This window comes from Paraoerskovia marina DSM 21750 (genome assembly GCF_000701465.1).
Lineage (GTDB): Bacteria > Actinomycetota > Actinomycetes > Actinomycetales > Cellulomonadaceae > Paraoerskovia > Paraoerskovia marina.
On record NZ_JNIY01000004.1, the window covers coordinates 448,170 to 462,894 of the forward strand.

Sequence of the window (14,725 nt, forward strand, 5' to 3'; positions counted from 1 at the left end):
TGATCACGGGCGTGCGGGGACCAGGCCGTCGCGGGCGACGTCGGCGTACCACCGGCCGCTCGCCTTGACGGTCCGCTCCTGCGTCTCGTAGTCGACGCGCACGATCCCGAACCGCTTGCCGTATCCCCATGCCCACTCGTAGTTGTCGAGCAGGGACCACGCGAAGTACCCGTTGACGTCGGCGCCGAGGTCGATCGCCTCCTTGATGGCCCGCAGGTGGCCGTCGTAGAAGTCGAGGCGGTTCTGGTCGTCGACGTAGCCGGACTCGTCCGGGACGTCGTCGTACGCGCACCCGTTCTCGGTGACGTAGAGCTTGATCCCGGCGGGGCCCGTGTAGTCGTTCTGGAGACGCAGGAGCAGGCGGGTCAGCCCCTCGGGCTGGATCTCCCACTCCATGTCGGTCACCGGCAGGTCGCGCGGATGGACGTACACGCCCTCGTCGTTCGGGAACGGCGAGCTCGTGGCCCGGTCCGTCGGCGCCTCGCCACCACGCTCGGCCCTGGCGGGCTCGGAGCCCACGAGGTTGCCGTGGTAGTAGTTCACGCCGAGGGAGTCGATCGGCGTCGAGATGATCTCGAGATCGCCGTCGTGGATGCGGTCCTCGAGCCCCAGGCCCGCGACGTCCTCGAGGACGTCCGGGGCGTACGCGCCCTTGATGATCGGGTCGGCGAACATCCGGTTGAACTGGCCGTCGAGCCGGCGGGCCGCGTCGACGTCCGCCGGGTTGTCCGGGTCGACCGGGTCCTCCACCTCGAAGTTCAGCGTGATGCCGAGGTTCGCCTCGGGCGCCCGCTCGCGCAGGGCCTGCACGGCCAGGCCGTGGCCCAGCATCAGGTGGTGCGCCGCGGCGAGCCCGTCCGACGTCGACTGGCGGCCCGGGGCGTGCTGGCCGCCGGTGTAGCCCAGGAACGCCGAGCACCAGGGCTCGTTGAGCGTCGTCCACACCCCGACGCGGTCGCCGAGCGCCTCGTGCATCGTGACGGCGTAGTCGGCGAACCGGTACGCCGTGTCCCGGTTGGCCCAGCCGCCCTGCTCCTCGAGGGCCTGCGGCAGGTCCCAGTGGTACAGGGTGAGCCACGGCAGGATGTCGTTGGCGAGGAGCTCGTCGACGAGGCGGTCGTAGTACGCCAGTCCTGCGGGGTTCACCGGACCGCCGGCCGGGTGGACCCGGGACCACGACGTCGAGAAGCGGTACGTGTCGAGGTTCAGCCGGCGCATGAGCGCGACGTCCTCGCGGTAGCGGTGGTACTGGTCGCAGGCGACGGCGCCGTCGTCCCCGTGCAGGACGGCACCGGGGACACGGGCGAACTCGTCCCAGATGGAGTCCTGCCGGCCGTCGGTCCATGCCGCGCCCTCGACCTGGTAGGCGGCGGTCGCGGCGCCCCAGAGGAAGCCCTCGGGGAAGCGCACGACGCCGGAGGCGTTCGCCGGGCTGATGACGTGCGGAGACGTCGGTCGGAAGCTGGTCATGTGGTTCATCATCCCTTGACCGCCCCCTGCATGATGCCTGCGACGAGCTGTCGACCCACGAAGATGAACAGCACGAGCAGGGGCAGGGTGGCGAGTGTGGCGCCCGCGAGGACGAGCGAGTAGTCGACGAAGAAGGCGGCCTGCAGCTGCTGCAGCGCGACCGGGAGGGTCGGGTTCTCGGGGCCGAGCACGATGAACGGCCAGAAGAAGTTCGTCCAGGTCTGGATGAACGTGAACAGCGCGAGCATCGCCGCCGCGGGCCGGGCCGCAGTCAGCCCGATGTGCCAGAAGGTCCGGATCATCGACGCGCCGTCGACGCGCGCGGCCTCGATCAGCTCGTCGGGGATGGCGGATCCCATGTACTGGGTCATCCAGAACACACCGAACGCCGTCACCAGCGCAGGGACGATCACGGCGGTGAGCGACCCGGTCCAGCCGAGCTTCGACATCACGAGATAGAGCGGGACCACGCCGAGCTGCGTCGGCACGGCCATGGTGGCGATGACGAAGACGAGCAGAGGGCCCTTGCCCTTGAACCGCAGCTTGGCGAACGCGTACCCGGCGAGGGTCGCGAAGATGACGGTCGTCATCGCGGTCGTGGCCGAGACGATGAACGAGTTCATCGTCGCCTTCCAGAACGGGATGGTGTCGATCACCGTCGCTGCGTTGGTGAAGAAGTTCCCACCGGGCCACCAGGGCATGGGGTCACGCGTGAGCACCTGCGCGTCCCAGGACCCGATCAGGTACGACCAGTAGATGGGGAAGACGGAGCCGGCGAGGAACGCGCCGAGGATTCCGTAGGTCACCCAGCCGGGTCGGCGCACGGCCGACCCGCGACGCTTGGCGGGCTTGCCGTTCCCGGGGCGGGGCGCCACGTGGGCGGGGGCGCTCGGCATGGCGGTCATCGCTTGTCTCCGCTCGTTGAGATACGACGCGTAATCGCAAAGTTGATGATCCCGATCAGCACGATCAGCATGAACAGCAGCCACGCGACGGCGGATGCCCGCCCGAAGTCGCCCTGCGTCCAGCCGAGCTCGTAGAGATAGATCGTCAGCGTCTGCCACTGACCGTCGGCGCCACCGCGACCGAACTGGTCGAACATGCGGGGCTCGTCGAAGATCTGGAGACCGCCGATGGTCGAGGTGATCACGACGAAGATGATGGTCGGGCGCAGCTGCGGGACCGTGATCGAGAAGAACTGACGGAACCGGCCGGCCCCGTCGATGACGGCGGCCTCGTACAGGTCGCGCGGGACGGCCTGCATGGCCGCGAGGAAGATCAGGATGTTGTACCCGGTCCAGCGGAAGTTCACCATCGTGGCGATGGCGAAGTGGCTGGGGAGAACCTCTTTGTGCCAGCCGACGGGGTCGATCCCGAAGGTGCCCAGCATGTCGTTGACGAGGCCGAACTTGTCCGCGAAGAGGTTCGAGAAGATGAGGGCGACCGCGACCGGGGTCACGACGTACGGGATCAGCACACCCATGCGCCAGAAGGTCTTCGCACGGATGTTCTGGTCGAGCACCGCGGCGAGGGTGATCGCGATGATCACCTGGGGGACCGACGAGAGCAGGAAGATGCTGAAGGTGTTCCGCAGCGCCTTCCAGAAGTCGGGGCTGCTCAGGATGAACTGGAAGTTCTCCATCCCGACGTACGTGCCCTGGCCCATGATCGTGTCCCAGTCGTGGACCGAGACGAACGCCGTGTAGAAGAGAGGGAAGAGCCCCGTGATGAAGAAGAGGATGAAGAACGGGGAGATGTACAGGTACGGCGAGAACTTCAGGTCCCAGCGGTTGAACCGCTCCCCGAAGCCGATCCGGCGGGGTTTCCTGGGAGTGTTGCCCCGTGCGGGCGCCGGGGTGCGCGTAGTGGTGGCCATGATTCCTCGGTTCGCGTGCTCGTCGGCCGGGGGAGGGGCTCGTGGTCTCGACCGCGAGCCCCTCCGGGACGTCGGCTTCGTCAGAAGCCGGGGGTGGGCCTAGCCCAGTGCGTCGACGTCCGCGACGAACTTCTCCCAGGAGGAGTCGGCGTCGTCGGTCTGGTCAACGTCCACGCGGGTGATCGCGTCCGCCATGGCGGTGTTGATCGGGAAGTAGTTCGGTCCCTTGAACGGCGTCACCGAGACGGCCTCGGCACGGTTGGCGAGGATCTCACCGGTCGGGGCGTCGTTGAAGAACGGGTTGGTGGCCGCGGCGAGCTCCTCGGAGTCGAGCGCCTCGACCTGGCTCGGGAACGTTCCCTTGGCGGCGAACGCCTTCATCTGCTGCTCGGGGGCGGTCAGCCAGTCGGCGAGCTCCTTGGCCGCCTCGACGTTCTCGCCCTGGCTCGGGACGGTGAGGTACGAGCCGCCCCAGTTGCCACCGCCACCGGGGAAGGTGTCGGCGATGTCCCAGCCCTCGACGCCGGCTGCGTTGCCCTCGATGACACCGAGCATCCAGCCCGGGCAGAGCATCGTGGCGAAGCCGTCGTTCTGGAACGAGTCGGTCCAGTCCTGCGACCACTGGCCGAGGTGGGCGGACAGGTTCTCGTCGACCGCGGCGGTGAGGACGGCGTCGTACGTCTCGCGGACCTCGGGGTTCTCGGTCGCGATGATCGTGCCGTCGTTCTCCTCGTAGGCGTTCTGAACCTGGTTGATCATGCCCTGCCAGGTGGCGCCCGCGGAGTCGAACCACGGGACGTCGGAGCTCGCCATGAACTCCTTGCCCGCGTCGAAGTAGTCGTCCCACGACTCGCCGATGAACTCGGCGGCACCCTCGCGGTCGCTCGGGATCCCGGCGGCCTCGAAGAGGTCGGCGCGGTAGCAGACGGCCTCCGGGCCGATGTCGGTGCCGTAGCCGATCAGAGCGCCGTCCTCGAGCGTGGCGGCCTCGGTCTTCCAGTCGAGCCAACGGCCCTCGACGCTGTCGCTCGTCAGGTCTGCGAACTTGTCCGGGTACTGCTTGAACTCGGCGAGCCAGTCGACCTCGATGGCCTCGATGTCCGACGCACCCGAGTTGGCGCCGAGCGAGTTGCGCAGCGCGTCGCGCGCCTCGTCCGCGGTGGCGGCCTTCTTCTGCTTGACCGTGATGTTCGGGTTCAGGTCCTCGTACTCGGTGAGGAGGTCCTCGTAGCCGAACTCGTTGAACGTCGCGACGGTGAGGGTGATCTCCTCGTCGCCGTTCGAGGATCCGCTGTCGGCGGTGTCGTCGCTGTCGGACGAGCCGCAAGCGGTGAGCGTGAGCGCGAGTGCTGCTGCGCCGGCCGTCGCGGTGACGGTCAGGCGACGGGTGCGTGTGCTGCGGTGCACGGTGACTCCCTTGTCTTGTGGGGCGGTGACGGCAACGCCGTGGTAGCGCTTCCATCGGTGGGTTCATGGAAGCGCTACCACGGTTGCGTGTCAACCGACAGCGACCTTGCCGGTGGGAGATGCGGAATGCTGAAGAAGCGTCGTCGCAGGTCAGCGACCTGTGGGGGTCCGGCTCGTTTCCGGATCGTTACCGGGGTGTTATGGCGCCGTGAGCCATTCGCGGCCCGCGACCTCCTCGGCGGAAAGCGCGTCACGTACCGCCTGGGCCGCGGCCTTCTCGATCGTCGACGCGAAGAGGGGCACCGCGGCACGCAGGACCCCGTCGTAGGTCTGCGCCGTCCCGCCGTCGGGAAGATCTTCCAGTCGGACCGTCCCGGTGAGCCGGATGGGCGCGCCGGTGATCTCCAGCGTCACCGTCCCCCGTGGCGACGCCGTCCCGGGCTCCCAGACCTCCACCTGGCGGATCTCCACGTGGTCACCGACGAAGCTGCGGACCTGGGACGGGATGTCCGTGGTCGGCACGGTCCGACGGACGGTCGAGGTGAACCCGCCGTCGAGGCTGCCGCTGACGTCCGCCTGGTCCACCGTGCCGCCCGGGCTCGTCCGTCCCGCACGCCACCGGACGAAGGGCTCGGCCGCCAGCATGGCGGCGACCTCCGCGACGGGAGCCGGGTACGTGCTGGTCACCGTGAGGTGCATGCGGATGCCTTTCGCCGGGGTATCCCTGGACTCTATCGGGCGCCGCACCCCTCACGCCTGCGTACGCTGGTGCCGTGTCCGCCATGAGTGACCTCTTCTCCCAGCACGCCGATCTGTCCGACGCGGACAACGACTGGCTGCATCAGCTCGTCGGCGACTGGCAGGTCATCTCCGACCTGGCCTTCGCCGATCTCGTCCTGTGGCTGCCGACGGCCGAGCACGGCTTCGTGGCCGTCGCCCAGTGCCGGCCGAGCACGGGCGCGACGGTCCACTACGACGACATCGTCGGGTCCAAGGCGCCGGACGGGCAGCTCGCCCAACTGCGCCGTGCGCTGTCCGAGATCGCGCCGCAGCGCTCGCGCGAGCCGCGGTGGTTCGGCGCGTACGCGGTCCGCGAGGAGGCGGTGCCGGTGGTGCACGACGGCCGTGCGATCGCCGTCGTCGCCCGCCAGACGAACCTCGGCAGCGGCCGGACCCCCAGCCGGCTCGAGCTCAACTACGTCGAAGCCGCGGACGACCTGATCGGGATGATCTCGCGCGGCGAGTTCCCCATGGCGCACGCTGCGACCGGACCGCGTCGTGGTGCCCCGCGCGTCGGGGACGGCCTGCTGCGGCTCAACTCCGAGGGCGAGGTGCTCTACGCGAGCCCGAACGCCCTCAGCTGCTTCCACCGTCTCGGGGTTCTCGGGCCGCTGGTCGGGCGATCGCTCGCCGAGGTCACCACCGACCTCGTCGAGCAGCAGGCCCCGGTCGACGAGTCGCTGCCTCTCGTGGTCACGGGCCGCGCGCCGTGGCGGACCGATCTCGAGTCGAGGGGCGTCTCGCTGTCCCTGCGCGCCCTGCCGCTCACGGAGCACGGCCAGCGCATCGGCGCCGTCCTGCTCTGCCGCGACGCGACGGAGCTGCGTCGGCGCGAGCGGGAGCTGATCACCAAGGACGCGACCATCCGGGAGATCCACCACCGGGTCAAGAACAACCTGCAGACGGTGGCGGCGCTCCTGAGGCTCCAGGCCCGGCGTATGGAGATCCCCGAGGCGAAGGCTGCCCTCGAGGAGGCGATGCGGCGTGTCGCCACCATCGCCCTCGTGCACCAGAGCCTGTCGCAGACCCTGGACGAGGAGGTCGAGTTCGACGAGATGGCGAGCCGGGCGCTCCGCCTCGCCGCCGACGTCGCCTCGGCCGACACCCGGGTCACGACGGCGCTCGAGGGGACCTTCGGGCGGGTGCCGGCCGAGGTCGCCACCCCGCTCGCCCTCGTGCTCACCGAGCTGGTGACCAACGCGGTGGAGCACGGGCTCGAGGGGCGGACCGAGGGGCGGGTCACGATCGAGGCCCAGCGCGACGGGAAGGCGATCCACGTCGTCGTCGCCGACGACGGCGTCGGTCTCGGGGACTCGCCGACGCCGGGGACGGCGGGGCAGCGCGGGCTCGGCACGCAGATCGTCTCGACGCTGGTGCTCAACGAGATGCACGGGACCATCGACTGGTCGGCGCGCGAGGGCGGCGGCACCGAGGTCGTGATCGACATCGAGCTGCGGTCGCGCAACCGCGACTGACCGCCCCGGACGCACGAAGGGCCGACACCCGCGTGGGGTGTCGGCCCTTCGAGGCGGAGTGTCAGCCGGCGCGGCGGGCCCGGGCGGTGCGACGCTTGAGCGCCCGGCGCTCGTCCTCGGACAGCCCTCCCCAGACGCCTGCGTCCTGACCGGACTCGATGGCCCACTTGAGGCACGTGTCGACGACGGGGCAGCGACGGCAGACCGCCTTTGCCTCCTCGATCTGCAAGATCGCGGGACCCGTGTTGCCAATGGGGAAGAACAGCTCGGGGTCTTCGTCCAGGCAAGATGCGCGGTGGCGCCAGTCCATTCTCAGTCTCCTTGGCAGGGGAACTCCGTGGCCCGGGCGCATGTAGGCGCACCACGGTCAGGAGATTCGTTCGGGGGGATGTGCTGGATCAAGCCTCACACCTCGAGAATCCCTGCACAAGAGGTAACACGGAGGTTTCTTGTAGATGACTTGTGAGGTATTTGTCACACGGCTGCGTCGCCGCAGGTCAGCCCGCTGAGGCTCGGTTCCGGCCGCCGGGTAGGCTGGGTGACCGTGTCTGACATCGATCCCGCGGCGACGCCGCAGAGTCCGTCCGCACCGCGGAGCCGCGCGCTGACGGTCGTCCTCGTCGGGCTCGGGCTCGAGGTGGTCGCGGCGGTCGCCGGCGCCGTGCTCCTGCTCGTCGGCCTGGCGGACGTGCCGGGTGAGCTGGTCGCCATGACGCTCTTCCTCGTGGTGTGCGCGCTCGGCCTCGCCGCCGCGCTCTACTTCTCCGGGCGCGCGCTCGTCCGTGGGAGCCGGCGTGGTCGTGCACCGACGATCACCTGGCAGATCTTCCAGGTGATCGTGGGGGTCGGCGCCGTGCAGTCAGGAAACCCGGTCGTCGGAGTTCCGCTGGTGGTCGTCGCCGTGGCCGTCGTGGTCGGTGTCCTGCGCGTCGCCGCGGACACGGAGCGGTCTGCCGCCGGATAGGATCGGGACTCTCCCCGTGGCGTGCCGGCGCGGTGTCGGCCCGCGAGGCCGCCGGGCCGTGACGAAACTTGTCGTGGACATAACCGTCCACAGGATGGCCCAGGGGGATCTCTTGGGACCTTCGATGCCCTAACATGGATGAATGACCCACGTACTGCTGGCGGAGGATGACCCCGCAATTGCCGAGCCGTTGGCCCGCGCGCTCACGCGTGAGGGTTATGACGTCGTCGTGCAGGGCACCGGGCAAGGTGCCGTCGATGCGGCCGGCGGGGCCGACATCGTCGTCCTTGACCTTGGCCTGCCGGACATGGACGGCCTCGACGTCGCCCGCGAGATCCGCAACCAGGGCCTGACCACACCGGTGCTCGTGCTGACCGCGCGCGCCGACGAGGTCGACCTGGTCGTCGGGCTCGACGCCGGTGCCGACGACTATGTGACCAAGCCCTTCCGCCTCGCCGAGCTTCTTGCGCGCGTGCGGGCGCTCCTGCGTCGCACCCACGCGGACACCGTCGAGGAGGAGGAGCTCCACGCCCAGGACGTGCGCGTCGACGTCGCCGCGCACCGCGCGTTCCAGGGAGACCGTGAGCTGCACCTGACCACCAAGGAGTTCGAGCTGCTGCGCGTCCTCGTGCAGAACGCGGGCTCCGTCGTCGTGCGCGACGCTCTGATGCGCGACGTCTGGGGATCCGAGCCCGTGGGCTCGACCAAGACGCTCGACATGCACGTCTCCTGGTTGCGGCGCAAGCTCGGCGACGACGCCGGGTCGCCGCGCTACGTCTCGACGGTCCGGGGCCTCGGCTTCCGCTTCGAGCTGGGCGTCGAGTCCTGATCCTCCGGCTGGAAGGTGCGCTCGCATGAGGCGCAGGCTTCTGACGGCCACCGTCTCCGCGGTGCTCGTCGCGGTGCTGCTCCTCGGGCTGCCCCTGGCCTTCATCGGTGCACGCTTCGTCGAGGACATCGAGCTGCGTGAGCTCACGGCACGGTCCGAGGCCCTCGGCCGTCAGATCGACAGCCGCACGGAGGCGGGCGAGGAGGTGCCGCAGAGCACCGTCGACAACGCTGCCACGGGCACGGGTCGGCTGGACGCCTACATCACCGTGCTCACGAGCGACGGCCAGGTGCTCTACGCCGGTGAGGAGCTGTCGGGCGACACCGTCACCCGGACGTTGACCACCGACGACGGCTCGCTGGTCACCCTCAGTGTCCCGTCGTACCAGATCACGCTCCGCGAGGCGCAGATCGTCTTCCTCGTCGCGGTGGCCACCGTCGTCGCGTTCGGGGCCGGGATCGCCGTCTCCGTGTGGCAGTCCAACCGGCTCTCGGCACCGCTCGTCTACCTCGCGGCCTCGGCGGAACAGCTGGGCTCCGGGCAGGTCCGTCCTCGGCTCGAGGACTCCGGTGTCGAGGAGATCGACCTCGTCGCGGACGAGCTCGCGCGGTCCGCCGACCGGATGGCGACACGACTGGCCGCCGAGCGGCAGTTCGCCTCGGACGCCTCGCACCAGCTCCGGACGCCGCTGACGGCGCTGAGCATGCGCCTCGAGGAGATCTCGATGGCCTCGGACGACGAGGCGGTGCAGGAGGAGGCACGGATCTCCCTCGAGCAGATCGAGCGACTCGTCGGCGTCGTCGACGACCTGCTGCTGCGGTCGCGCAGTGCGGTCGGCGGGACGACCGAGCCCGTGCTGCTGATCGAGATCGGGCGCCAGCTCGAGGAAGAGTACGGCCCGACGTTCGAGCGCGGCGAGCGCCGGCTCGTCATCGACATCCCCGACTCCGCCCAGGCTCTCGCGACCCCGGGTGGGCTCGCGCAGGTGCTGGCGACGCTCGTCGAGAACTCCCTCAAGCACGGCGGTGGCACGACGACGGTCCGCACGCGGTCGGGCGGTGAACGCGGCACCGTGGTCATCGAGGTCGCTGACGAGGGGGACGGTGTCCCCGAAGATCTCGCCCCGCACATCTTCGAGAGGTCCGTCACCTCCGGGGCGGGCACCGGGCTCGGTCTGGCCCTCGCCCGCGACCTCGTCGCCGCGGACGGTGGACGCATCAAGCTCTCCCAGCGCGTCCCCGCCGTCTTCTCGATCTTCCTGGCCGGTGTGCCGCGCACTCTCGACCCCAACGCGGTGCTCCCGACCGGACGCACCCTCGCCCACGGCCGCAAGGGCTGGTTCGGCCGCCCCTGACCACGTCGGCGAGCAACCGCCGAGTACCGATAGGCTCGGGGATCGTGGCAGCTCCAGTGATTGCAGTAGTTGGTGGCGGGCAGTTGGCCCGCATGATGGCACCCGCGGCGGGAGAGCTCGGTGTGCACCTGAGGGTCCTCGTCGAGTCGGCGGGCACGGCGGCGGCGCAGGTCGTGGTCGACGCACCCGTCGGCGCGGCCGGCGACGAGGCCGATCTCCGGGCGCTCGTCGTCCCCGAGGCCGGCCCCCGGGCCGACGTCCTCACGTTCGAGCACGAGCACGTGCCGAACGCCCTCCTCGACGCCCTCGTCGCCGAGGGGACGCCCGTGCACCCGGCCGCGCACGCGCTGCGGCACGCCCAGGACAAGATCGTGATGCGCGAGCGGCTGACCGCTCTCGGCGCCCCGTGCCCGCGGTGGCGCCCGCTCGCGACCGATCCCGAGACCGGTGCGCAGGAGCTCGAGGCCTTCCTCGCCGAGGTCGGCGGCAGCGCCGTCGTGAAGACGTCGCGCGGCGGGTACGACGGCAAGGGAGTGCGGGTCGTCGACTCGGCCGACGCCGCCGCGGACTGGCTCGCCGCGTCGTCGACGGGCGGACCGCCTCTTCTCGTCGAGGAGAAGGTTCCCTTCACCCGCGAGCTCGCGGTCCTCGTCGCGCGTCGCCCGTCGGGGGAGATCAGGACCTGGCCTGTCGTCGAGTCGATCCAGCGGGACGGGGTGTGCTCCGAGGTCCTCGCCCCCGCCCCGCGGCTGGGGGACGACCTTGCCGCACGGGCGCGGGCGATCGCCGTCGACGTCGCCGAAGGGCTCGACGTCACGGGGGTGCTCGCCGTCGAGATGTTCGAGGTCGCCGGCACGGACGAGAGCGGCCCTGAGATCTTCGTCAACGAGCTCGCGATGCGACCGCACAACTCCGGGCACTGGACGATCGACGGTGCGGTGACGAGCCAGTTCGAGCAGCACCTGCGTGCCGTGCTCGACCTTCCGCTCGGCGACACCTCCGCGACGGCTCGCTGGACCGTCATGGCGAACGTGCTCGGCTCGTCGCTCGGTGACCTGACCGACGCCCTGCCGGACGTCCTGGCCGCCTATCCCGACGCGAGGGTCAACCTCTACGGCAAGGACGTGCGACCCGGCCGCAAGCTCGGCCACGTGAACGTGAGCGGCGACGACCTGGACGAGGTCCGTCGTCGTGCGACTGCCGCCGCTGCGATCCTGCGCGGCGAGAACCCCACCCAGGAGGCGTGATGTCCGCTCAGAACCCGCTCGTCGGGATCGTCATGGGATCCGACTCGGACTGGCCCGTGATGGAGGCCGCGGCTGAGGCGCTCGAGGAGTTCGGCGTCCCCGTCGAGGTGGACGTCGTCTCGGCGCACCGGATGCCCACCGAGATGATCGACTACGGGCGCGAGGCCGCCGGACGCGGGATCCGTGTGATCGTCGCGGGCGCCGGTGGTGCCGCGCACCTGCCCGGCATGCTCGCGGCCGTGACGCCGCTGCCGGTGATCGGGGTTCCCGTCCCGCTGCGCCACCTCGACGGCATGGACTCGTTGCTCTCGATCGTGCAGATGCCCGCGGGCGTCCCGGTCGCAACTGTCTCTGTCGGGGGTGCCCGGAACGCGGGTCTCCTCGCGGCACGCATCCTCGGTGCAGGAGAGGGCGAGGACGCGGCGCGCCTGCGCGAGAAGATGGTCGCGTTCCAGGGTGAGCTCGGTGACCAGGCTCGTGCCAAGGGTGCCCGGCTGCGTGCCTCGCGTTCCTCGCAGGGGTCGACGGGCTTCACCGCCTGACGGGAACGGCCCGGCGGATCGCCGGGCCGTTCTGCGCCGCGGCTACGCCTCGTCGTCGCCGACCGTCGTCCCCGGCTCGAAGTTGCCGTCGCGCACGTCCGTCCAGAACTGGGGGGCGAGCTCCTCGTCGAGCAGGACGGTCGAGCCGATCCCGCCCGGCCGGTAGTCGAGGCTCGCGATCGGGGGAGTCCCCGTCACGCCTTCCTCGCCCGTGGCGTTCACGAACGCCAGCCCGAGCGAGGCGAGATTCACCATGCCGGTGTCCTCGTCGACCAGCAGTGCGTCCGTTCCTGCGGTGATGAGCTCGACCTGGCGTCCGGGATGCCACAGCAGCGACGGGGTGATCGCCTCGTCCGCGATGGCTCCGATGACCTGACGCTGGCGCTCCGCGCGGCCGATGTCGCCCTTTGGGTCCGAGTAGCGCATGCGCGAGAAGGCCAGGGCGGTCTCGCCGTCCGCGACGTGGCAGCCGGCCTCCCAGACGAGGCCGCTCTTCTCGTCGTCGACGTCGTAGTCCAGGCAGAGCTCCACACCGCCGATGGCGTCGACGACGTCCTCGACCCCGGTGAAGCCGATCTCGGCGTAGTGGTCGACCGTGAGACCGGTGAGACCCTCGACGGTCTGGACCAGCAGCGCGGGACCGCCGTAGGAGTACGACGAGTTCAGCTTTCCGGCACCGTAGCCGGGAATGTCGACGTAGGTGTCGCGCGGGAGGCTGATCAGGGAGACGGGACCGGAGGTCGGCTTCTGCAGAAGAAGGATCGAGTCGGTGCGTGCTCCCTCGGTCCCGTCCTCGGCGACGCCTCCGTCACGGGCGTCCGAGCCGGCGAGCAGGTACGTCGTCCCCGCCGTGTCGCTCGCGCCCGAGAGCGCGTCGACGTGCTGGATCTTGCCGTTCGCCCAGATGACCAGCCCGATCGGCCACGCGAGCAGCAGGATCAGGACGAACACGAGGATGACGGCGGTGACGCGACCCTTGCGGATGCGGATGCCCGACGATCCGGTGCCCTGCGTCCTCGGGGCCGTGGCTGACCGGGTCGCCGCCGGGGCCGCGGCGCGGGACTGCCCCTGCTGGCTGCGGGGCGCGTACGAGGCCGGCTGCTGCTGCGCCGAGCGGGCCTGTGGCTGCGACGCTCGCGTCCGCCCCGACCGCGGCGTGTCCGCGCGGGCCGACCTGCGGGTGGGCGTCACCGGCTGCTCGCCCGTGCCCCGGGTGGACTGCCGCTTGATCCGCGGCTCGCCCGACGTGCCGGAGGCGGGGATCCCGTTCGGTGTCGGTGGGTGCGTCGGTCCCTGGCGCGAACGGCGACGGTCCGAGCCCACCGGGATCGCCTTGTCGGCGTCCGAGGGGCGAGAGCGGCCGCCGGGTGGCGTGAAGCTGGGCGGGAGAGATCCGTCGTCGCTCATGTCACTCGCAGGTCGAGGTGGTGTCGTTCAGGTCGAACGCCTCCTGACCTGCCTCCTTCTCTTCTCCGACGTCGGTGGTGTCCGTCTCGTCCGCGGTCTCGGCTGCCGCCTCGGTCGTCCCGGCCCCGTCCTCCGTGGAGGTGTCGTCCGTCGTGCCGCCGGTGCCCGGGTCCGCCTCGTCCGAGACGGGCGTGGCGTCCTCGATCAGGGGCGTGTCGGTCGCGAGCTTGTCCCAGACCTCGTCGGCCTCGTACGTCCAGACGAGTCGGTTCGGGTCCGCGGGGTCCGGTGACGTCGGGATGGTCATGAGGGAGATGTTGCCCGACCGGATGCTCCGAAGGCTGTAGGCGAGGCCGGTGAGGTCGGTGACCGAGCTGAGTCCGGGGCTGACGGTCAGCGAGCTCGTCGCCGCGTCGAGGAAGGAGTAGAGCCCGGTGGCGTCGGTCAGGAGGTTCTGACTGAGCACCTGGCTGAGCGTCGCGGCGATCAGCTGCTGCTGGCGGCCGATCCGGCTCAGGTCGCCGCCGTCGCCGAGGGAGTAGCGGGCCCGGGCGTACCCGAGGGCGTCCGCACCGTCGAGGGTCTGGAATCCGGCGTCGAGGACCAGGTCCGCCTTGGGGTCGTCGACGGCCTCGGGGATGCACATCGGCACGCCGCCGATCGCGTCGACCATCGACTCGAACCCTGCGAAGTCGACGATCACGAAGTCGTCGATGTAGACGCCGGTCGTCTCCTGCACGGTCTTGACCGCGCAGCCGGCGGCGGACTCGAGGTCTCCGCCGTAGTCGGCGCCCGTGGCGAACGCGGAGTTGAACATCGAGCGACCGCCCGCGACGGTGGTGCCGTCCGTCATCTCGCACGTGGGACGTTCCACCATCGAGTCGCGCGGGATCGAGACGAGCTCGACCCGCTCGCGGTCCGCGGAGATGTGGGCGACGATCGCCGTGTCCGAGCGCATGCCCTCGACACCGGCGACGGCGAAGTCCGCGTTCTCGTCGCCGCGGAAGTCGGAGCCGAGGATGAGGATGTTCTGCGCCTCTCCGGCGCTCGCGTCGGCAGGCGGGGGCTTCTCCAGGTCTCCCGTGAGCCCGGAGATGTCGCTGGTCTGGATGTTGCCGGTGAGCTGGCTCGCGCCGAGGGCGCCGGCGGTCGCGCCGAAGGCGAGGACACCCGTCAGCCCGAGGGCGACCCCGCGCATCACGGAGGTGCGGCCCAGCTGCGCTGCATGGGCGGGTCCGCGCGTCGTCTCGGCGGCCACCTGGCGCGCGGAACGGTCGTTGCGGTGAGAAGGCACGGCCACGAGCATAGATGCCATCGCGCGAAAGATGGCACGTTCGTGGCGTACACGTCGTGGAGGAACCGTGCAGGTAGGCC

At 70.3% G+C, this 14,725-nt stretch carries 14 protein-coding genes; 6 read left to right on the forward strand and 8 right to left on the reverse strand.

The window, feature by feature from the left end:
- Positions 1–3 precede the first annotated feature (3 nt).
- The 5 genes from Q343_RS0108180 to Q343_RS0108200 form a co-directional block, all read right to left on the reverse strand.
- Complete coding sequence (locus Q343_RS0108180) at positions 4–1,470, reverse strand: GH1 family beta-glucosidase (protein WP_052367058.1); 1,467 nt, start codon at positions 1,468–1,470, stop codon at positions 4–6.
- An 8-nt stretch (positions 1,471–1,478) separates the two neighbouring features.
- A complete protein-coding gene (locus tag Q343_RS0108185) occupies positions 1,479–2,375 on the reverse strand; it encodes a carbohydrate ABC transporter permease (RefSeq protein WP_029253096.1) in 897 nt (298 codons plus the stop codon).
- Positions 2,372–3,346, reverse strand: a complete 975-nt coding sequence (locus Q343_RS0108190) for a carbohydrate ABC transporter permease (protein ID WP_029253097.1) — start codon at positions 3,344–3,346, stop codon at positions 2,372–2,374. Before Q343_RS0108190 ends, Q343_RS0108185 begins: the two co-directional genes overlap by 4 nt.
- A 99-nt stretch (positions 3,347–3,445) precedes the next feature.
- Entirely contained in the window at positions 3,446–4,753 is a 1,308-nt protein-coding gene (locus Q343_RS0108195; protein ID WP_081829716.1) for an ABC transporter substrate-binding protein, read from the reverse strand.
- A 198-nt stretch (positions 4,754–4,951) separates the two neighbouring features.
- Positions 4,952–5,452 (reverse strand): DUF2505 domain-containing protein, encoded by a 501-nt coding sequence (locus tag Q343_RS0108200; protein WP_029253099.1) that lies wholly within the window; start codon positions 5,450–5,452, stop codon positions 4,952–4,954.
- Between the two features lie 83 nt (positions 5,453–5,535).
- Between Q343_RS0108200 and Q343_RS0108205 the strand changes: the two genes are divergently transcribed.
- Positions 5,536–7,008 carry a sensor histidine kinase gene (locus Q343_RS0108205; RefSeq protein WP_029253100.1) on the forward strand — a complete coding sequence of 491 codons (1,473 nt, stop codon included), beginning with the start codon at positions 5,536–5,538 and terminating at the stop codon, positions 7,006–7,008.
- 61 nt (positions 7,009–7,069) lie between these two features.
- On the opposite strand, the gene Q343_RS0108210 is transcribed toward Q343_RS0108205, so the two are convergent.
- Positions 7,070–7,318 (reverse strand): WhiB family transcriptional regulator, encoded by a 249-nt coding sequence (locus Q343_RS0108210; RefSeq protein ID WP_029253101.1) that lies wholly within the window; start codon positions 7,316–7,318, stop codon positions 7,070–7,072.
- Between the two features lie 234 nt (positions 7,319–7,552).
- Here Q343_RS0108210 and Q343_RS0108215 point away from each other — a divergent pair, with 234 nt between their 5' ends.
- The 5 genes from Q343_RS0108215 to purE all read left to right on the forward strand — a co-directional run bounded on the left by Q343_RS0108215 (position 7,553) and on the right by purE (position 11,944).
- Positions 7,553–7,972, forward strand: coding sequence for a hypothetical protein (locus Q343_RS0108215; protein ID WP_155990682.1), 420 nt, complete (start codon positions 7,553–7,555; stop codon positions 7,970–7,972).
- 142 nt (positions 7,973–8,114) lie between these two features.
- A complete protein-coding gene (locus Q343_RS0108220) occupies positions 8,115–8,801 on the forward strand; it encodes a response regulator transcription factor (RefSeq protein WP_029253103.1) in 687 nt (228 codons plus the stop codon).
- A gap of 25 nt (positions 8,802–8,826) precedes the next feature.
- Positions 8,827–10,155, forward strand: coding sequence for an ATP-binding protein (locus tag Q343_RS0108225; RefSeq protein WP_029253104.1), 1,329 nt, complete (start codon positions 8,827–8,829; stop codon positions 10,153–10,155).
- 92 nt (positions 10,156–10,247) lie between these two features.
- A complete protein-coding gene (locus Q343_RS0108230) occupies positions 10,248–11,402 on the forward strand; it encodes a 5-(carboxyamino)imidazole ribonucleotide synthase (RefSeq protein ID WP_248616784.1) in 1,155 nt (384 codons plus the stop codon).
- The gene (gene purE / locus Q343_RS0108235; RefSeq protein ID WP_029253106.1) at positions 11,402–11,944 is read left to right on the forward strand and encodes a 5-(carboxyamino)imidazole ribonucleotide mutase; all 543 of its coding nucleotides are present in this window, start codon (positions 11,402–11,404) and stop codon (positions 11,942–11,944) included. The genes Q343_RS0108230 and purE overlap by 1 nt, the downstream gene beginning before the upstream one ends.
- A gap of 42 nt (positions 11,945–11,986) precedes the next feature.
- On the opposite strand, the gene Q343_RS13985 is transcribed toward purE, so the two are convergent.
- Together Q343_RS13985 and Q343_RS0108245 are read right to left on the reverse strand one after the other, a co-directional pair.
- Positions 11,987–13,351: an LCP family protein gene (locus tag Q343_RS13985; protein ID WP_029253107.1), complete on the reverse strand. Its 1,365-nt coding sequence runs from the start codon at positions 13,349–13,351 to the stop codon at positions 11,987–11,989.
- A 1-nt stretch (position 13,352) separates the two neighbouring features.
- Positions 13,353–14,645, reverse strand: coding sequence for an LCP family protein (locus Q343_RS0108245; RefSeq protein ID WP_248616785.1), 1,293 nt, complete (start codon positions 14,643–14,645; stop codon positions 13,353–13,355).
- Between the last annotated feature and the right edge of the window lie 80 nt (positions 14,646–14,725).